Consider the following 19,032-nt stretch of genomic DNA (forward strand, 5'->3'; position numbering starts at 1 on the left):
CAGTGGCAGCCGGAAACAGACGCTATCGGGGGCTCGGGTCAGCGCGTCCGTATACGGCGAAATCTTTAGCAGGCGGGGCATCACTCCCTCTGCCAAGAGGTGCGCAATTATACAGGCTGCAACGAGAAGCTCAACCTCAATTTCATCTCCGCCTTCACCTTTGGCCCGCCCCCGGCGACAGAGCGGTCGAGGCTGGACAGAGCGGAAAAAACATAAGACGATTCAGCCGCTGTTTGACCACTATTACCTATAAGAACAAAGACTATGCCGATCCCACCCTCCGCCGTCCTGCGGCGCGTGAGCATCCTGGCCATCGACCGGGTGTTCGCTTCGACCCTGATGCAAGCCAAGGATTTCTTCCACCTGGCCAGCCTGCGCTACAGCAAGCAACTCGGCCACGGCATCAAGCCCGCCTTCGAGATCCGCCTGGTCAGTCCTGACGGTCTTCCCGTGAACAGCTTCAGCGATGTCATGCTGCCGGTCGACGGCGGCCTGGAATCCAGCGACATCATCGTGCTGCCGGCCTTCTGGGATGACTTCGACGCACTCTGTGAACGCTACCCGCAGGTCCTGCCCTGGCTGCGCGACCAGCATGCCCAGGGTGCGGTGCTCTGCGCCGAAGCCAGCGGTGTGTTCTGGCTGGCCGCCAGCGGCCTGCTGGACGGCAAGGAAGCCACCACCTACTGGCGCTTCTTCAACGAGTTCAGCGAACGCTTCCCCAAGGTGCTGCTCAACCAGGACAAGCACATCATCGACGCCGACAACCTGTATTGCGCCGGTGGCAGTACCTCGGCCTGCGACCTGTACATCTACATGATCGAGCGCTTCTGCGGTGCAAACGTCGCCCAGGCCGTGGCCCGCGACATCCTCTACGAAGTGCGGCGCAACTATGCACCGGGGCGCATCGGCTTCGGCGGGCAGAAGCTGCACCAGGACATGAGCATCCTGCAGATCCAGCAATGGCTGGAAGAACACTTCGCCGACAAGTTCCGCTTCGAAGACGTGGCCCGCGAACATGGCATGAGCATCCGCAACTTCATGCGCCGCTTCCAGAGCGCCACCGGCGACAAGCCCCTGCACTACCTGCAGCGCCTGCGCATCGAGACCGCCAAGGGCCTGCTCTCGGCCACCAGCAAAAGCATCAAGACCATCAGCTATGAAGTGGGCTATGACGACGCCAGCTTCTTCGCCCGGCTGTTCCGCCAACACACCGAGCTGTCGCCCAACCAGTACCGGCAGCAGTACCAGCAGGCCGCCTGAGTCGCCTGCAGGCACCGCGTAGCGGCTTCAGGCGGCCACAGGATTTCGCAGCTGAAGCCGCTACAGCCGCTGCCTTCAGGGCTTGTGGGCGCGGGACAGGAATTCGTGGGACTGCATTTCCAGCAGGCGGCTGAGGGTGCGCTGGAACTCGAAGTTCAGGCGGCCACCCGAGTAGAGGTCCTTGAGTTCGACCTCGGCAGAAATGATCAGCTTGACGTTGCGATCGTAGAACTCATCGACCATGTTGATGAAGCGTCGAGCGATGTCGTCGGTGGTCACGCTCATCTGCTCCACGTCGCTGAGCAGCACGGCGTGGAAGATCTTGCCCAGCTCGATGTAGTCGTTCTGGCTACGCGGGCCGTCGCACAGGTCGCGGAAGTTGAACCAGGCCACGTCGTCGCAGGTGCGCACCGCACGGATCTCGCGGTTCTCGATGATCAGCACGTCGTTCTCGACGGTTTCCGCGCAGTCGGGCGTCAGGGCCTTGAAGCTGGCCTTCAGGCTTTGGTGCGCCGCTTCGTCCAGCGGGTAGTGGAACAACTCGGCCTGCTCCAGATGGCGCAGGCGGTAGTCCACGCCGCTGTCGACGTTGACCACGTCGGTATGCTGTTTGATCAGGGCGATGGCCGGCAGGAAGCGCGCGCGTTGCAGGCCGTCCTTGTACAGGCCGTCTGGCACGATGTTCGAGGTGGCGACCAGCGATACACCATTCTTGAACAGCTCTTCCATCAGGGTGCCGAGGATCATGGCATCGGTGATGTCGGAGACGAAGAACTCGTCGAAGCAGATCACCCGGGCTTCCTCGGAGAAGCGCTTGGCGATCACCGTCAGGGGGTTCTTCTCACCCTTAAGGGTCTTCATTTCTTCGTGCACACGCTTCATGAAGCGGTGGAAGTGCGTACGCATCTTCTGCTTGAACGGCAGCGCGTCGAAGAAGGTGTCGACCAGGTAGGTCTTGCCCCGCCCTACGCCACCCCAGAAGTACAGGCCCTTGACGACCTCGGGCTCCTTCTTGCCGAACAGCTTGCCGAGTAGGCCAGGCTTGTTGTTCTGCGCGGCGACCAGGTCATCGTACAGACGCTGCAGGTGACGCACGGCGTTTTCCTGCGCGGCGTCGTGAAAGAAGTCCGGGCGTTTAAGGTCGGCTTGATATCGTTCCAGGGGCGTCATAGGTCATCAGCGGGCAATCAAAGCGGGCCGACACTGTAGCGACGGCCCTGGCGATTGGCAATCAGTCCTGTTGCGGGGCCAGTGCCGACTTGAGGTTTTCGATAGCCAGGTCACGCGCAGCGGTATCGGCGTACACCGGGCTTTCGCCCACGCAGGCGCCATCGAGCCACAGGCTGAAGCGGTCGCTTTCGGGACGGATGTCCAGCTCGCCACCCTGCTGCAACTGCTTGCTTACCGCTCCGGCGGCCTTGCCGTCAGGGAAAGCATGGGACAACAGCAGTTGTTCACCGTCGGCGGCCAGCAGGCGGAAACGGAAGCTGCCATCGTCTTCGCGGAAGCTGACGAAACGTGCAGCCTTGGCGGCCTTCTTCTTGCCGGTGTCAGCCGCTTGCACCGCACTGCGGAACGAGCGCAGGCCAACGGCTTCGCGCAGCGATTCGAGGAACGGCGTGGCGATGCGACGGGCCTTCTGGGCGCCGGCCAGGAGGATGTCCTCCAGGTCAGCCGGGCGCGCGATCAGCCCCTGATAGATTTCCCGCGGGCCGCTCAGCTCGGCGTCCAGCAGGCTGAACAACCGCGCCTTGGCCTCGCCCCAGCCCAGGCCATCGAGCAGCTCGGCACGGAACGCCGCGCTTTGCGCGGGGGTGGAGAACGCCTGGTAGAGGGTGAACAGGTGCGAGCTATCCGGGTCCTTGGCTTCGCCCGGCGCGCGCGAGTCGGTGACGATGCGCGAGATGGCGTCCTTGAGTTCCTTGGGGCTGCTGAACAGCGGAATGGTGTTGTCGTAGCTCTTGGACATCTTGCGCCCGTCCAGGCCCGGCAGGGTTGCCACGCTTTCTTCGATCAGCGCTTCGGGCAGGGCAAAGAAGTCCTTGCCGTTGCCGAACAGGTGGTTGAAGCGCTGGGCGATGTCACGGGCCATTTCCACGTGCTGGATCTGGTCGCGGCCCACCGGAATCTTGTGGGCGTTGAACATCAGGATGTCGGCGGCCATCAGCACCGGGTAGCTGTACAGGCCCATGGTCACGCCGGCATCGGGGTCTTCACCGGCTTCGACGTTCTTGTCCACCGACGCCTTGTAGGCGTGGGCACGGTTGAGCAGGCCCTTGGCCGATACGCAGGTCAGCAGCCAGGTCAGCTCGGGAATCTCGGGGATGTCCGACTGCCGATAGAAGGTCACGCGCTCCGGGTCCAGACCGGCGGCCAGCCAGGTGGCGGCGATTTCCAGGCGCGAACGCTGGATGCGCAGCGGATCGTCGCACTTGATCAGGGCGTGGTAGTCGGCCAGGAAGTAGAACGAGTCGACGCCGGGCTGGCGGCTGGCGACCACCGCCGGACGGATCGCGCCGGCGTAGTTGCCCAAGTGGGGAGTACCGGTGGTGGTGATACCGGTCAGGATACGAGTGGTCATGGCGGGTCGCTTAATCAGTGGGCTGCATCGGTAGAAGGCGGTGTCAAACGGGCTCGGCCAGCAGCCGTGGCATCACCAGGTCCTTGAGGTCGGTGAGCTTGCCGTGGAAGAAGTGTCCGCATTCTGCCACTTTCAGCAGCTCATGGGGACGTTGCAATGCGCCAGACCAGTCATACACCACACCGGGTTCGATGACTTCGTCGGCCTCGGGCTGAATGATGGTCAGCGGTACGCTCTGTGCCAGCGCATCGGCCTCCTTGAAGCGCGCCGCGGCCGGGGCAATGAGGAACACCTGGCGCAGGCGCTCGCCTGCCGCTTCCAGCTCGCCACTGAGGGCGCCGGCCACGTAGCCGCCGAAGGAGAAGCCGAACAGCGTCATGGGCAGTTCGGGTTGGGCCTGGCGCAGCCAGCGGGCAGCGGCGCGTGCATCGTCGATCTCCTCGACACCGGCCACCGAGGTGCCGGCACTGGCCCCCACGCCGCGATAATTGAAGCGCAAGGTGGCGAAACCGGCATCGCGCGCGGCCCGCTGCAGGGTGGAGACCACCTTGTTGAGCATCGTCCCGCCCTGAATCGGGTTAGGATGGCAGATCAGCGCCACGCCCTTGGCATCGGGCAGGTCCTGGTAGAGGGCTTCGAGCGGGCCTTGCGGGCCATCGATGAAGACAGGGGTTTCGCGCATGGCAGGAAAGAACTCCGTGACCCCATGGTGGGTCGACTCGTCTAGCTGATTGTCTGTGGCTGGCATATCGGCGACGCGTCGCGGGTATACAGCGCCTGTTCGAGCCGTTAACGTAAAGCAAAGCCGTTTATAGAGGAAGGACTCGTGGAACACTCGCTCTTAGTTTGGTTGTTGCCGACTCTTGCCCTGGTTGCCGGTGTCGTCATTGGTTTCCTGGTCGCGCGTCTGCTGCCCAACGCCGCTCCGAACAGCACCCAGCGTCAGCTGGATGACGTTCAGGAACGTTTCGATACCTATCAGAACGAGGTGGTCACCCACTTCAATGCCACGGCCAGCCTGATCCAGAAACTCAGCCAGCAGTATCATGAAGTTCAGGAACATCTCGCCGAAGGCGCCAACCGCCTGGCGCTGGACGAACTGACCCGCCAACGCCTGCTGGCCGCCATGCATCCCGAGGCCCAGCACGCGCCACGCGAACGCATCACCCCGCCGCACTACACCGAGGCGCCGAAAGACTACGCGCCCAAGGCACCGAATGCTCCCGGCATGCTGGATGAGCACTACGGCTTGAAGAAGTAACGAACCCCCCAAAGAAAAGCCCCCGCGCCGCAAGGCCGGGGGCTTTTTCTTGACTGCCGTCTGGTGTGGACGGCGGGGTCGCGAAGCTTTCGCGCCCAGCCGTCAACCCGCCTCAGATCGCGCCGCGCTTGCGCAGCACTTCCAGCACCTGACGCACGCCCTCTTCCACACCCACCTGCTGGGTATCGATCACCAGGTCGGCATCCAGCGGCACATCGTAGGCAAAGGATTCGCCCGGGATGTTGTCGCCACCGGCGGCGTACAGGCCCTGCGGGTCACGCTCACGGCATACGGTCGGCGATGCCTGCACGTAGACGGTGACCAGACGATCCTTGCCGATCAGCACCTTGGCCTGCTCGCGGCCTTCGGCATCCGGCGCGACGAAGGCGGCCAGGGTCAACAGACCGGCTTCGTTGAACTGACGCGCGACGTGGGCGGCACGACGCCAGTTCTCGGTACGCCCGGCACGATCCTGCGGCAGGCCCTTGTTCAAGTCATGACGCAGGTTCTGGCCGTCGAGCACGTAGACCGCACGGCCCATGTCGAACAGTTTGCGCTCCACGGCATAGGCCAGGGTGCTCTTGCCCGCACCGGACAGGCCGCTGAACAGCACGGTGGCTGGCTGCTGGCCGAAACGCAGCGCGCGCTCTTCGGTGGACACATGAGCCTGCTTGCCGTGCTGGCCATTGCCACCGTGCGGCAGCACCGGCGGAGCGATGATCATGCCGGCACCCACGGTGCCGTTGGTCAGGCGGTCGATGACGATGAAGGCACCGGTGGTGCGGTTGCTCTCGTAGCCGTCCAGAGCAATGGAGGCATCCAGAGCCACCTTGACCCGACCGATCTCGTTGAGCTGCAGCGCGCTGGCCGCGCCCTTCTCCAGCGTGTTCACATCGACCTTGTGGGTGATGCTGGCAATCGAGCCCGGCACGTAGCTGGTGGCGCGCTTGATGTCGTATTTCTTGCCCGGCAGCATCGGTTCTTCGGCCATCCACACCAACATGGCGTCGAACTGGTCGGTGACCGGCGGAACGTTGTCGGCGTGCACCAGCAAGTCGCCACGCGAGATGTCGATCTCGTCTTCCATGGTCAGGGTCACGGCCTGGCCGGGACCGGCCTGCTCCAGCTCGCCTTCATAGGTGACGATGGATTTGACGCGGCTGCTCTTGCCCGACGGCAACACCACCACTTCGTCGCCCTTGTGCACGATGCCGCTGGCCAGGGTGCCGGCGAAGCCGCGGAAGTTCAGGTTCGGACGGTTGACGTACTGCACCGGGAAACGCAGGTCGGTGAAGTTACGGTCGGCGGCGACTTCCACGGTTTCGAGGATTTCCATCAGCGCCGGGCCTGTGTACCACGGCGAGCGCTCGCTGCGGTTGACCACGTTGTCGCCCTTGAGCGCCGACATCGGCACGAAGTGCAGGCTCGACGGTTTCAGGTCGATGGCGTCGGCGAACTTCAGGTAGTCGGCCTTGATCGACTCGAAGACCTGCTCGTCGAAGCCTTTGAGGTCCATCTTGTTGACCGCCACGACGATGTGCTTGATGCCCAGCAGCGAGGCGATGTAGCTGTGCCGACGGGTCTGGGTCTGCACGCCGTAGCGGGCGTCGACCAGGATGATCGCCAGGTCGCAGGTCGAGGCGCCGGTAGCCATGTTGCGGGTGTACTGCTCGTGGCCCGGGGTGTCGGCGATGATGAACTTGCGCTTGGCGGTGGAGAAGTAGCGGTACGCCACGTCGATGGTGATGCCCTGCTCACGCTCGGCCTGCAGGCCGTCGACCAGCAGCGCCAGGTCGACTTCTTCACCGGTGGTGCCGCTCTTCTTCGAATCACGGGTGATGGCCTCGAGGTGGTCCTCGTAGATCATCTTGGAGTCGTGCAGCAGGCGCCCGATCAGGGTGCTCTTGCCGTCGTCGACGTTGCCGCAGGTCAGGAAACGCAGCAGTTCCTTGCGCTCGTGCTGGGCCAGGTAGGCGAGGATGTCCTCGCTGATCAGATCAGATTGGTGACTCATGGGTTCAAGCTCCAAGCTGTAAGCTTCAAGCTGCAAGCTTGTCGGCGTACAGCTAGTTAGAAATTTTGTTGATCAGCCCGCTGAGCATTCTCGACAGCTGGCGGGTTTCATTAATCCACTTGTCAGCCAGTTCAGCAGATAGATAGCCGATCTCGACAGCGATGATCAGTTGCGTGCGCAGCTCTGCACAGGAAGCCTTTGCAACGCCGAGAAGCCAGACCTTTTCTCTCCAACTCAGACGTTCCATGCCTTCGGCAATGTTGGAAGGGATGGACACCGCCGAGCGGGTAATCTGACCTTTGAAACCAAAGTCTCGGCATTCCTTGAACACCTGATAGACACTGACTGCCAGATCCTTGCTTCTCCGCCAAACCGACAACTTCTCAAAATCCACTGCGGCCACTCCCTGTGAGCCCGCAGAGCAGTCTGCAAACGACAAAAGCCAGAAACTACTCGCTCCGTTGGCGTCTTGCAGCTTGCCGCTTGTAACTTGAAGCTTAGAAGTAGCCTTGACGTTTCTTGTCTTCCATCGAACCGGCGCCATCGTGGTCGATGACGCGGCCCTGGCGCTCGGACGTCCGGGTCAGGAGCATTTCCTGGATGATGTCCGTCAGGGTCTCGGCCTGCGACTCGACGGCGCCGGTCAGCGGGTAGCAGCCGAGGGTACGGAAACGCACCTTCTTCTTGACGATGCGCGCTTTCTCTTCCTCGGAGAGGTGCTCGAGGATGCGTTCGTCGTCGATCATGATCAGGGTGCCGTTCTTCTCGATGACCTCACGCTCGGCGGCGAAGTACAGCGGCACGATCGGGATGCCTTCGAGGTAGATGTACTGCCAGATGTCCAGCTCGGTCCAGTTCGACAGCGGGAACACGCGGATCGACTCGCCCTTGTTGACCTTGCCGTTGTAGACGTTCCACAGCTCGGGACGCTGGTTCTTGGGGTCCCAGCGGTGCTTGCTGTCGCGGAACGAGTAGACGCGCTCCTTGGCCCGCGACTTCTCTTCGTCGCGCCGTGCGCCGCCGAACGCGGCATCGAAGCCGTGCTTGTCCAGTGCCTGCTTGAGGCCCTGGGTCTTCATGATGTCGGTGTGCTTGGCACTGCCGTGAGTGAAGGGGTTGATACCCTGTGCAACGCCCTCGGGGTTGACGTGGGTGATCAGCTCCAGGCCCATTTCCTCGACCATCTTGTCGCGGAAGCGGTACATCTCCTGGAATTTCCAGCGGGTGTCGACATGCATCACCGGGAACGGCAATTTGCCCGGGAAGAAGGCCTTGCGTGCCAGATGCAGCATCACGGCCGAATCCTTGCCGATCGAGTACAGCATCACCGGGTTATCGAACTCGGCGGCGACCTCGCGGATGATGTGGATGCTTTCCGCCTCCAGCTGTTTCAGATGCGTCAGTTTGTCAACCATGGCTACTCACGGATTGCTGGTGTTGGGTTCGGACCGCCGGGTATCGCACGGCGCCATCGCGGCGCGAGCCCACCCGGAAACCGAGTCCTGTTGCGGCCTACGGGCCGTATTCGAGCCGCGCACTTTATCATGCCGTGGCGGCTCACTTCAGCGCGTCAGGTAGATCGAAACGATCTAACGATATAGCCACCCGTTCGGTGTGAAGACCCGGCCTGGGCGGCCATGCAGCGGATCACACCGGGTTCGGGCAGTCGATGAACAGGTGCTCGACCGCAAACCGGCGCGCCAGGTAGTCGCCCAGTGCCTGCACGCCATAACGCTCGGTGGCGTGGTGTCCGGCAGCGATGAAACTGACGCCGTTTTCCTGGGCGCTGTGGAAGGTCTGCTCCGAGGCCTCGCCGCTGAAATACAGGTCCACGCCTTCGGCGATCGCCCGGTCGATGTAGCCCTGGCCACCACCGGAACACCAGCCCACGCGCTGGACCATGCGCTGACCTTCGATGAGCAGCGGCTCGCGGCCCAGCACTTCCTGGATACGACGGGCGAAATCCCGCGCGCTGACCGGTTCGGCCAGCGAGCCGACCAGACCCACCACCTTGGCGTCATTGGGATCGAGCGGACCTTCGACGGTAATGTCCAGTTGCCGGGCCAGCTGCACGTTGTTGCCCACTTCGGGGTGCACGTCCAGCGGCAGGTGGTAGGCGAGCAGGCTGATGTCGTGCTTGAGCAGGGTCTTCAGGCGCCGCTGCTTCATGCCTACCACGCAGGGGTTCTCGCCTTTCCAGAAATAGCCATGATGGACCAGCACCAGATCCGCCTGGGCCTCCACCGCTGCATCCAGCAGTGCCTGGCTGGCGGTGACGCCACTGACGATACGCATCACCTGCGGTCGACCTTCGACCTGCAGACCATTGGGGCAGTAATCCTGAATACGCGCACTGTTGAGGTAGCGGTCGGCTTCTTCGACCAGCGTGCTGAGGGCGACGGCCATGGAGAGGTTCCTCGATCAAGAGTTGGGTAAGGGCAAAGACAGCGTCGTAGACGGGTTAATTGCACACGAATAGAGAGACAGCGCCCACAGGGCTCGTATAATGCCCGCCATTATGGCGCACCCCGGCTGCAAAATTCTGCGCCCATCACCATCCAGGACTTCTTCGAATGCTCAAGGCACTGCGCTTCTTTGGCTGGCCGTTGCTGGCAGGCGTACTCATCGCTCTGCTGATCATCCAGCGCTACCCGCAATGGGTTGGCTTGCCCAGCATGGACGTCAACCTGCAACAGGCACCGCAGACCACGCAGATCGTCCAGGGCCCCTCGTCCTACGCCGACGCGGTGAGTGCCGCCGCGCCAGCGGTGGTCAACCTGTATACCACCAAGATGATCAACAAGGGCGCCAACCCGCTCTTCGAAGACCCACAGTTCCGGCGTTTCTTCGGTGACAACCAGCCCAAGCAGAAGCGCATGGAGTCCAGCCTGGGTTCCGGGGTGCTGATGAGCCCCGAAGGCTACATCCTCACCAACAATCACGTGACCACAGGCGCCGACCAGATCGTGGTGGCGCTCAAGGACGGCCGCGAGACCATCGCCCGGGTGATCGGCAGCGACCCGGAAACCGACCTGGCGGTATTGAAGATCGACCTGAAGAACCTGCCAGCGATCACCATCGCCCGCTCCGACAGCATTCGCATCGGCGACGTGGCCCTGGCCATCGGCAACCCGTTCGGCGTCGGCCAGACCGTGACCATGGGCATCATCAGCGCTACCGGCCGCAACCAGCTGGGCCTGAACACCTATGAAGACTTCATCCAGACCGACGCGGCGATCAACCCCGGCAACTCCGGTGGCGCGCTGGTGGATGCCAGCGGCAACCTCACCGGTATCAACACCGCGATTTTCTCCAAGTCCGGCGGCTCGCAGGGCATCGGCTTCGCCATCCCGACCAAGCTGGCCATGGACGTGATGAAGTCGATCATCGAGCACGGCCAGGTGATCCGTGGCTGGCTGGGTATCGAAGTGCAGCCGCTGACCGCTGAGCTGGCGGAGTCGTTCGGCCTCAAGGGGCGGCCAGGCATCGTGGTGTCGGGCGTGTTCCGTGACGGCCCGGCACAGCGCGCCGGCCTGCAACTGGGTGACGTGATCCTGAGCATCAATGGCGAGCCAGCCAGCGATGGTCGCCGCTCAATGAACCAGGTGGCGCGGGCCAGGCCGAAAGAGAAGATCACCATCAATGTGCTGCGCAACAACAAGGAGTTGCGTCTGACCGCGGAGGTGGGTATCCGCCCGCCACCCGCTCCGCCTGCGACACCGGCCCCGGCCGGATAACCCTGCTCAGGACGGGACAACACACAAAAAAGCCGCCCAAGGAGCGGCTTTTTTGTGTGTGGCAAGCGGCTCAGAGATCGCTCAACCCGTCCAGCAGCGCCTGATTCTGCTCCGGCGTGCCGATGCTGATGCGCAGGAACTGCGCGATGCGCGCCTGCTTGAAGTGCCGTACGATCACGCCCTGCTCGCGCAGGCGCGCCGCCAGACCAGCAGCGTCGTGCTGCGGGTGGCGGGCGAAGATGAAGTTGGCTGCCGATGGCAGCACCTCGAAGCCCTTGCCCTGCAGCGCAGCAGTCAACGCCTCGCGGCTGGCAATCACCGCCTGGCGGGTGCTGTCGAAGTGCGCCTGGTCGTCGAAAGCGGCGGCCGCGCCGGCGATCGCCACACGGTCCAGCGGGTAGGAGTTGAAGCTGTTCTTGACCCGCTCCAGCGCCTCGATCAGGTCCGGATGCCCGACCGCCAGGCCGACCCGCAGGCCGGCCAGCGAGCGTGACTTGGACAGGGTCTGGGTCACCAGCAGGTTCGGGTAGCGGTCCACCAGGGTAATGGCCGTTTCGCCGCCAAAGTCGATGTACGCCTCGTCCACCACCACGACCGAGTCAGGGCTGGCCTGGAGGATCTGTTCCACGGCCTCCAGGGCCAGCAGGCAACCGGTCGGCGCGTTGGGGTTGGGGAAGATGATGCCGCCATTGGGGCGCGCATAGTCGGCCGGGCGGATGCGGAACTGCTCGTCCAGCGCGACCGCCTCATGCTCGATGCCGTAGAGGCCGCAATATACCGGGTAAAAGCTGTAGCTGATGTCCGGAAACAGCAGCGGCAGATCGTGCTGGAACAGGCCGTGGAAGATGTGCGCCAGCACCTCGTCCGAACCATTGCCCAGGAACACCTGCTCAGGCTGCACCTGATAGTAGCGGGCCACCGCCTGCTTGAGCAGGTCGCTGTTGGGGTCCGGGTACAGGCGCAGGTTGTCCGACAGCTCGGCGCGCATCGCCTCCAGCGCCTTCGGGGAAGGCCCGTAGGGGTTCTCGTTGGTGTTGAGCTTGACCAGCTTGGTCAGCTTGGGCTGCTCGCCCGGCACGTAGGGCACCAGGCTCTTGACGAAGGGACTCCAGAATTTGCTCATGTTCACTCGCCTTGTTCGTTACGGCCTGGCTTGAAGCCGGGATCGGTGATTCGGTATTCGGCACTGCGCGCGTGACCGCTCAGCGATTCGCCACGGGCCAGCACCGAGGCCGTCTTGCCCAGTTCGGACGCGCCCTGCGGCGAACAGAAGATGATCGACGAGCGCTTCTGGAAGTCGTAAACCCCCAGCGGCGAGGAGAAACGCGCGGTGCCGGAGGTCGGCAACACGTGATTGGGGCCGGCACAGTAGTCGCCCAGCGCCTCGGAGGTGTGACGCCCCATGAAGATCGCGCCGGCGTGGCGGATCTGTGGCAGCCAGGCCTGCGGGTCTTCCACCGACAGCTCCAGGTGCTCGGGCGCGATGCGGTTGGCGACGTCGATGGCCTGCTGCATGTCGGCCACCTTGATCAGCGCGCCACGGCCGTTGATCGAGGTCTCGATGATCGCGGCGCGGTCCATGGTCGGCAGCAGCCGGGCGATGCTCGCCGCGACACGGTCGAGGAACTCACCGTCCGGGCTGACCAGGATGGCCTGTGCATCTTCGTCGTGCTCGGCCTGGGAAAACAGGTCCATGGCGATCCAGTCGGGGTCGGTCTGGCCGTCGCAGACCACCAGGATCTCCGACGGGCCGGCGATCATGTCGATACCGACCTGGCCGAACACATGGCGCTTGGCGGTGGCCACATAGATGTTGCCGGGGCCGACCACCTTGTCGACCTGCGGCACGCTTTCGGTACCGTAGGCCAGTGCGGCGACGGCCTGGGCACCACCGATGGTGAACACCCGGTCGACCCCGGCGATGCACGCGGCGGCCAGTACCAGCTCGTTGATTTCACCGCGTGGCGTCGGCACCACCATGACCACTTCGGACACCCCGGCAACCTTGGCCGGAATCGCGTTCATCAGTACCGAGGACGGGTAGGAAGCCTTGCCGCCGGGCACATAGAGACCGGCGCGGTCGAGCGGCGTGACCTTCTGGCCCAGCACGGTGCCGTCCGCCTCGGTGTAGCTCCAGGAGTCCTGCTTCTGCTTTTCGTGGTAGCTGCGCACCCGTTGGGCAGCCACTTCCAGGGCCTGGCGCTGGGCCGGTGAAATACGCGTCAGGGCCTGCTCCAGGCGCTCGCGCGGCAGGATCAGGTCGGCCATGCGGGTAGCCTGCACCGCGTCGAAGCGCTGGGTGAATTCCACCAGGGCGGCATCACCACGCTCGCGCACGGCCTTGATGATGTCCAGCACCCGCTGGTTGACCGCGTCGTCGGACACACTTTCCCAGCTCAGCAGATGATCCAGATGTCGGGCGAAATCCGGGTCGGCAGCATCGAGTCGGCGTATTGCGGTGGACGTGGTCATAGCGAGGGCCTCAGTAATTGGCGAATGCTCAGGTGCCATAAGCTACCAAGCTATCCGCGCTGGCACCTGAACAATCTGGCTATGACACGGATAGCGGGGCGCGACACGAGGGCCGCGCGATCGGAAGCAGGTCAGTGAAAGACTCCGGCTTTACAGCCGTCTCTTCAAAGACCTGCTAGCTATGGTGTCGGGACTCGACGGCGTTGCGCAGGGTGTCGATCAGCGCCTGGATGCGCGCGTGCTGCATCTTCATGGAGGCCTTGTTGACCACCAGGCGGGAACTGACGGTGGCGATCAGCTCCTGGGGTTCGAGACCGTTGGCACGCAGGGTGTTGCCGGTGTCGACCACGTCGATGATCTTGTCAGCCAGGCCGACCAGCGGCGCCAGCTCCATGGAGCCGTAGAGCTTGATGATGTCGACCTGACGCCCCTGCTCGGCGTAGTAGCGCTTGGCGACATTGACGAACTTGGTCGCCACGCGCAGGCGCCCCCTGGGCTCGGGCGCACCGATGGCACCGGCTGTCATCAGCTTGCAGCGGGCAATCTCGAGGTCCAGCGGCTCGTACAGCCCCTGGCCGCCGAACTCCATCAGCACGTCCTTGCCGGCCACGCCCAGGTCCGCCGCACCATGCTCGACATAGGTCGGCACATCGGTGGCACGCACGATCAGCAGGCGGACATCCTCCTGGGTCGTGGGAATGATGAGCTTGCGGCTCTTGTCCGGATTCTCGGTCGGCACGATGCCCGCTGCGGCGAGCAGCGGCAGGGTGTCGTCGAGGATGCGGCCCTTGGACAATGCGATGGTCAGCATGGGGAAACTCGGGTCCTTATCAGGAAGCTCATGCCCTGGTGGCGAACCCCAGAGCTTACCCGATACGCAGGGACATTGCGCGATCAGGCAAAGGAAATCTCGGCGCTACATGGAACGACGGCCCCGATACCGGTGGCATCGGGGCCGTCTGTTCACTAGCCCGGTACGCGACGGATCTTCGCGCCCAGCATCTGCAGCTTCTCTTCGATGCACTCGTAACCACGGTCGATGTGGTAGATGCGGTCAATGAGGGTATCGCCCTCGGCCACCAGGGCCGAGATGACCAGGCTGGCCGAAGCCCGCAGGTCGGTGGCCATCACCGGCGCGCCCTTGAGCACCTCGGTGCCGGTGACGATGGCGGTGTTGCCTTCGACCTGGATCTGCGCGCCCATGCGGTGCATTTCGTACACGTGCATGAAACGGTTTTCGAAGATGGTCTCGATCACCGCGCCAGTGCCCTCGCCGATGGCATTGAGCGAGATGAACTGCGCCTGCATGTCGGTCGGGAACGCCGGGTATGGCGCAGTGCGCACGTTGACCGCCTTCGGACGGCGACCATGCATGTTCAGCTCGATCCAGTCTTCGCCGGTGGTGATCTCGGCACCCGCTTCCTGCAGTTTGAGCAGTACGGCCTCGAGGATGGTCGGATCGGTATCCTTGACCTTCACACGACCGCCGGTAGCGGCGGCGGCAACCAGGTAGGTGCCGGTCTCGATACGGTCCGGCATGACCTTGTAGGTCGCCGAGTGCAGGCGCTCGACGCCATCGATGGTGATGGTATCGGTGCCGGCGCCCTGAATCTTCGCGCCCATGGCGATCAGGAAGTTGGCCAGGTCGACCACTTCAGGCTCGCGGGCGGCGTTCTGCAGAACGGTACGGCCCTTGGCCAGGCTGGCAGCCATCATGATGTTTTCGGTACCGGTCACACTGACGGTATCGAAGAAGAAGTGCGCGCCACGCAGGCCGCCCTCGGGAGCACGAGCCTTGATGTAGCCGCCGTCGACGTCGATGATCGCGCCCATGGCCTCAAGGCCACGGATGTGCAGGTCGACCGGACGCGAACCGATGGCACAGCCACCCGGCAAGGCCACTTCGGCCTCGCCGAAGCGCGCGACCATCGGGCCCAGCACCAGGATCGAGGCACGCATGGTCTTGACCAGCTCATAGGGTGCGACCAGGGTCTTGATGGTCCGCGGGTCGATCTCGACGCTGAGTTTCTCGTCGATCACCGGCTCGATGCCCATGCGCCCGAACAGCTCGATCATGGTGGTGATGTCGTGCAGGTGCGGCAGGTTCTGCACGGTGACAGGGCCATCGGCCAGCAGCGTAGCGGAGAGGATCGGCAGAGCCGAGTTCTTGGCCCCGGAAATGCGGATTTCGCCATCCAGGCGCACGCCGCCGGTAATAATCAGTTTATCCATTGCAATCTCGACACCGGTGGGTTCAGGTGCGCTCGGCCCAGGCCGCGCTGCTGAAGAATTTCATCGTGACCGCGTGGATGCTGCCATCGGCGATCCAGGGGTTCAGATGGGAGTAGATCTGTTGTTGACGCTTGACCGGGCTCAGCGCGGCCAACTCGTCACTGATGACATTGAGCTGGAAGTTGCAGCCTTCGCCTTCGACTTCCACCTTGATTCCGGGCAGCTTTCCTTCAAGGAAGCCTTTCACTTCGACAGCCTGCATGCTTAACCTCGATCGGCGCCCTGTGCGCGCGGGTCGGCCATGATACAAAAAAGCCCCTGCAATGCGAACCCCGCACGGACAGGGGGCGTGCCCCCGTCAGGCCGGGGTCGGCGTGGCGAATAGCTCGCTGGCCCCGGAAACCTCGGCGATCTTGCGCATGTCCTCGGGCATGGAATGCACACTGACCGACTTGCCCGCCACAGCGGCATCACGCATGAAGGCCAGCAACAGGGCTAGGCCGACGCTGGTGGACCGGCTAACCCCGGAACAGTCGATGACCAGTGTCGGCAGCGTGCTGGAGCGGATCAGCGCCGCGCCCTGCTTGCGCAGCAGCGGGCCGGTGCTGTAGTCCAGCACGCCGACCAGCCGCAGCTCCCCAGCCCCGACCAGGCGTACGGCAGACTCGGTCATTGCGCCGACTTCTCGGTGGCCTGATCGGTGACTTCCTTGGCCTTGGCGACTTCGCCGGCCCAACCATCGATGGTCTTGTCCAGGTCGTTGCCGTTGCGCTGCATGGCGTCGGCGAACTGGTCACGGAACAGCTTGCCGATGTTGATGCCGTTGATGATCACGTTGCGCACCTTCCACTGGCCGTTGATCTTCTCCAGCGTGTAGGAAACCGGATAGACCGCACCGTTGTTGCCCTTGACCTGCATGTCGACGCTAGTGCGGTCGCCGCTTTCATCCTTGGCCGGCGAAACGGTGATGCCCTGGTTGTTGTACTCCAGCAGCGCGTTGCCGTAGAACTGCATCAGGCTGCGCTTGAAGTTTTCCTGGAAACGCTGCATCTGCTCGGGCGTCGCCTTGCGCGAGTACTTCACGGTCATGATGCTGCGCGAAATGCCATCGGCATCCACCACCGGCCCGACGATGCGGTTCAGCGCGTCGTAGAAGGCGTTGGGGTTGGCCTTGTATTGCTCGCGGTTGGCCGACAGGTCGCTGAGCAACTGGTCGGTGGTCCCCTTCACCAGATCATGGGCCGACGGGGCGGCCGCCGCGTTGGCCAGCATCGGCAACACGGCCAGCAGGACCAGCAGACTGCGACGCAGGATAGAGATCATGGAAAGCTCCTTATTTGGCTTCTTTGCTCACGGTGTTGAGCAGGAATTTACCGATCAGGTCTTCGAGCACCAGGGACGACTGGGTGTCGTGGATCGTTCCGCCATCCTTGAGCAGGGTGTTGTCGCCACCCACGCTGATACCGACATATTTCTCACCCAGCAGGCCGGCGGTGAGGATCGAAGCCGTGGAATCGGAAGGCAGGTTGTCGACCGACTTCTGGATTTCCATGGTCACCCGACCGGTGAAGGTGTCACGATCCAGATCGATCGCCGTCACCCGGCCGATGGTCACACCTGCCATGCTCACCTTGGCTCTGACAGTCAAACCGGCAATATTGTCGAAGTAGGCGTAAAGTTTATAGGTGTCGCTGGTCGCGCTGGTGCTCAGACCACTGACACGCAGGGCCAGCAGGAGCAGGGCCAGGATGCCGGCCAGCAGGAACAGTCCGACACCGGTTTCGATGGCGCGGTTTTGCATCAGAAGTCTCCAAACATCAAGGCGGTCAGAATAAAGTCCAGGCCCAGCACTGCCAGCGAGGCGTATACCACGGTCCGGGTCGTGGCCCGACTGATCCCCTCGGAGGTGGGATCGCAGTCATAACCCTGGAAAACGGCGATCCAGGTCACTACCAAGGCAAATACGACGCTTTTGATGAGGCCATTGAGCACATCGTCGGTAAAGGAAACGCTGCTCTGCATGTTGGACCAGAACGATCCTTCATAGACGCCGAGCCAGTCGATGGCCACCCACGAGCCTCCCCAGATCCCCACCACGCTGAAAATCAGGGTCAGCACCGGCAGCGAGATGAAGCCGGCCCACAGGCGCGGCGCAATGATGTACTTGAGCGGGTCGACACCAATCATTTCCAGGCTCGACAGCTGCTCGGTGGATTTCATGTTGCCGATTTCGGCGGTCAGCGCCGAACCGGCGCGCCCGGCGAACAGCAGCGCAGCGACCACCGGGGCCAGCTCGCGCAGCAGGGTCAGGGCGACCATCTGCCCCACCGCCTGCTCCGAACCGTACTTGGTGAGGATGCTGAAGCCCTGCAAGGCCAGCACCATGCCGATGAACATGCCCGAAACGACGATGATGATCAGCGACATCACCCCTACCGAATACAGCTGCCGAACCAGCAGCTGGAAACCGCTGCCGACGCTGCTGCGCCCGAGCAGGGCATTGGCCAGGAAGATGCCGGAACGACCGAGCACGGTCACCACATCGATGGCCGAGCGCCCGAGCAGGCGGATACGCTCCATGATTGATTTCTTGCGCATCAGCGCTTCCCCAACAGGTCTTCGCGAAAATCCGAGGCCGGATAGTGAAAAGGTACGGGACCATCCGGCTCACCGGTCATGAACTGGCGAATGCGCGGGTTATCCGAGGCCATCAGCTCTTGCGGCGTACCCTGCCCCAGCACCTGGCCATCGCCGACCACATAGAGGTAGTCGGCGATGCTCGCGGTTTCGGTCAGATCGTGGGAGACCACGATGCTGGTGATTCCGAGGGCATCGTTGAGTAGACGGATAAGACGCACCAGAACGCCCATGGCAATGGGGTCCTGACCGACGAACGGCTCGTCGTACATCAGGATCTCGGGGTCCATGGCGATGGCACGGGCCAGGGCGACCCGGCGCTTCATGCCGCCGGACAGCTCGTCGGGCATCAGTTCGACCGCACCGCGCAGACCAACGGCCTGCAGCTTGAGCAGCACGATGTCGCGGATCATGTCCTCCGGCAGTTCGGTGTGCACCCGCAGGGGGAAGGCCACGTTCTCGAACACGTCCAGGTCGGTGAACAACGCGCCACTCTGGAACAGCACGCCCATGCGCTTGCGCGCATCGAACAGATCGCCACGCGACAATTGCGGCAGGTTCTGGCCATTGACCCAGACCTCACCGGCATCCGGGCGCAGCTGGGCGCCCATCAGGCGCAGCAGCGTGGTCTTGCCACAGCCCGACGGGCCCATGATCCCGGTGACCTTGCCCTTGGGAATACGGATATCGACATCGTTGAAAATGCTGCGGGCACCGCGCTTGAAGGTAACGCCCTTCAATTCGACCGCGTAAGCGTCATCGGCACTCATCTAAACTCCTTGCGATACGACCCAGTCATGGCGCCACCTCCGCCAGAGCGAAGGCAAGAGCGGCCTGA

Annotated in this window: 20 protein-coding genes; 3 read left to right on the forward strand and 17 right to left on the reverse strand. The window is 63.2% G+C overall.

The window, feature by feature from the left end:
• Window positions 1-363 precede the first annotated feature (363 nt).
• Complete coding sequence (locus tag QZ497_RS10715; RefSeq protein WP_295474335.1) at window positions 364-1,260, forward strand: GlxA family transcriptional regulator; 897 nt, start codon at window positions 364-366, stop codon at window positions 1,258-1,260.
• A gap of 75 nt (window positions 1,261-1,335) precedes the next feature.
• Here QZ497_RS10715 and zapE read toward each other — a convergent pair whose 3' ends face one another.
• From zapE to QZ497_RS10730, 3 genes are all read right to left on the reverse strand, one after another.
• The gene (gene zapE / locus QZ497_RS10720; RefSeq protein WP_295474146.1) at window positions 1,336-2,430 is read right to left on the reverse strand and encodes a cell division protein ZapE; all 1,095 of its coding nucleotides are present in this window, start codon (window positions 2,428-2,430) and stop codon (window positions 1,336-1,338) included.
• A 61-nt stretch (window positions 2,431-2,491) separates the two neighbouring features.
• Window positions 2,492-3,841 carry a tryptophan--tRNA ligase gene (locus QZ497_RS10725; RefSeq protein ID WP_295474148.1) on the reverse strand — a complete coding sequence of 450 codons (1,350 nt, stop codon included), beginning with the start codon at window positions 3,839-3,841 and terminating at the stop codon, window positions 2,492-2,494.
• Between the two features lie 43 nt (window positions 3,842-3,884).
• Complete coding sequence (locus QZ497_RS10730; protein ID WP_295474151.1) at window positions 3,885-4,523, reverse strand: alpha/beta fold hydrolase; 639 nt, start codon at window positions 4,521-4,523, stop codon at window positions 3,885-3,887.
• 144 nt (window positions 4,524-4,667) lie between these two features.
• Here QZ497_RS10730 and QZ497_RS10735 point away from each other — a divergent pair, with 144 nt between their 5' ends.
• Complete coding sequence (locus QZ497_RS10735) at window positions 4,668-5,102, forward strand: DUF1043 family protein (protein WP_295474154.1); 435 nt, start codon at window positions 4,668-4,670, stop codon at window positions 5,100-5,102.
• A 112-nt stretch (window positions 5,103-5,214) separates the two neighbouring features.
• Here QZ497_RS10735 and cysN read toward each other — a convergent pair whose 3' ends face one another.
• From cysN to QZ497_RS10755, 4 genes are all read right to left on the reverse strand, one after another.
• Window positions 5,215-7,116 (reverse strand): sulfate adenylyltransferase subunit CysN, encoded by a 1,902-nt coding sequence (cysN, locus tag QZ497_RS10740; protein ID WP_295474157.1) that lies wholly within the window; start codon window positions 7,114-7,116, stop codon window positions 5,215-5,217.
• Window positions 7,117-7,168: 52 nt separating this feature from the next.
• Entirely contained in the window at window positions 7,169-7,510 is a 342-nt protein-coding gene (locus QZ497_RS10745; protein ID WP_295474159.1) for a four helix bundle protein, read from the reverse strand.
• A 103-nt stretch (window positions 7,511-7,613) separates the two neighbouring features.
• Entirely contained in the window at window positions 7,614-8,531 is a 918-nt protein-coding gene (gene cysD / locus QZ497_RS10750; RefSeq protein WP_295474162.1) for a sulfate adenylyltransferase subunit CysD, read from the reverse strand.
• Window positions 8,532-8,763: 232 nt separating this feature from the next.
• Complete coding sequence (locus QZ497_RS10755; protein ID WP_295474165.1) at window positions 8,764-9,522, reverse strand: Nif3-like dinuclear metal center hexameric protein; 759 nt, start codon at window positions 9,520-9,522, stop codon at window positions 8,764-8,766.
• Window positions 9,523-9,689: 167 nt separating this feature from the next.
• On the opposite strand from QZ497_RS10755, the gene algW reads away from it, so the two are divergent.
• Window positions 9,690-10,853 (forward strand): Do family serine endopeptidase AlgW, encoded by a 1,164-nt coding sequence (gene algW / locus QZ497_RS10760; RefSeq protein ID WP_295474168.1) that lies wholly within the window; start codon window positions 9,690-9,692, stop codon window positions 10,851-10,853.
• A gap of 70 nt (window positions 10,854-10,923) precedes the next feature.
• Here the strand turns inward: algW and hisC are convergent, their stop codons facing one another.
• The 10 genes from hisC to QZ497_RS10810 form a co-directional block, all read right to left on the reverse strand.
• Entirely contained in the window at window positions 10,924-11,976 is a 1,053-nt protein-coding gene (hisC, locus tag QZ497_RS10765; RefSeq protein ID WP_295474171.1) for a histidinol-phosphate transaminase, read from the reverse strand.
• A gap of 2 nt (window positions 11,977-11,978) precedes the next feature.
• Window positions 11,979-13,325 carry a histidinol dehydrogenase gene (hisD, locus tag QZ497_RS10770; RefSeq protein ID WP_295474174.1) on the reverse strand — a complete coding sequence of 449 codons (1,347 nt, stop codon included), beginning with the start codon at window positions 13,323-13,325 and terminating at the stop codon, window positions 11,979-11,981.
• A gap of 175 nt (window positions 13,326-13,500) precedes the next feature.
• Window positions 13,501-14,136, reverse strand: coding sequence for an ATP phosphoribosyltransferase (gene hisG, locus QZ497_RS10775; RefSeq protein ID WP_295474177.1), 636 nt, complete (start codon window positions 14,134-14,136; stop codon window positions 13,501-13,503).
• A 155-nt stretch (window positions 14,137-14,291) separates the two neighbouring features.
• On the reverse strand, window positions 14,292-15,557 hold the full coding sequence (gene murA / locus QZ497_RS10780) for a UDP-N-acetylglucosamine 1-carboxyvinyltransferase (RefSeq protein ID WP_295474180.1): 1,266 nt from the start codon (window positions 15,555-15,557) through the stop codon (window positions 14,292-14,294).
• A 22-nt stretch (window positions 15,558-15,579) separates the two neighbouring features.
• Window positions 15,580-15,819: a BolA family protein gene (locus tag QZ497_RS10785; RefSeq protein WP_295474182.1), complete on the reverse strand. Its 240-nt coding sequence runs from the start codon at window positions 15,817-15,819 to the stop codon at window positions 15,580-15,582.
• A 96-nt stretch (window positions 15,820-15,915) separates the two neighbouring features.
• Window positions 15,916-16,230: an STAS domain-containing protein gene (locus QZ497_RS10790; RefSeq protein WP_295474185.1), complete on the reverse strand. Its 315-nt coding sequence runs from the start codon at window positions 16,228-16,230 to the stop codon at window positions 15,916-15,918.
• Window positions 16,227-16,880, reverse strand: a complete 654-nt coding sequence (locus QZ497_RS10795) for a phospholipid-binding protein MlaC (RefSeq protein ID WP_295474189.1) — start codon at window positions 16,878-16,880, stop codon at window positions 16,227-16,229. Before QZ497_RS10795 ends, QZ497_RS10790 begins: the two co-directional genes overlap by 4 nt.
• Before the next feature lie 10 nt (window positions 16,881-16,890).
• Entirely contained in the window at window positions 16,891-17,358 is a 468-nt protein-coding gene (gene mlaD / locus QZ497_RS10800) for an outer membrane lipid asymmetry maintenance protein MlaD (protein WP_295474192.1), read from the reverse strand.
• Window positions 17,358-18,155: a lipid asymmetry maintenance ABC transporter permease subunit MlaE gene (gene mlaE / locus QZ497_RS10805; RefSeq protein WP_295474194.1), complete on the reverse strand. Its 798-nt coding sequence runs from the start codon at window positions 18,153-18,155 to the stop codon at window positions 17,358-17,360. The genes mlaD and mlaE overlap by 1 nt, the downstream gene beginning before the upstream one ends.
• The gene (locus tag QZ497_RS10810) at window positions 18,155-18,964 is read right to left on the reverse strand and encodes an ATP-binding cassette domain-containing protein (protein ID WP_295474197.1); all 810 of its coding nucleotides are present in this window, start codon (window positions 18,962-18,964) and stop codon (window positions 18,155-18,157) included. The genes mlaE and QZ497_RS10810 overlap by 1 nt, the downstream gene beginning before the upstream one ends.
• Window positions 18,965-19,032 lie beyond the last annotated feature (68 nt).

Origin of the sequence: uncultured Pseudomonas sp. (assembly GCF_913777995.1) — a bacterium.
GTDB lineage: Bacteria > Pseudomonadota > Gammaproteobacteria > Pseudomonadales > Pseudomonadaceae > Aquipseudomonas.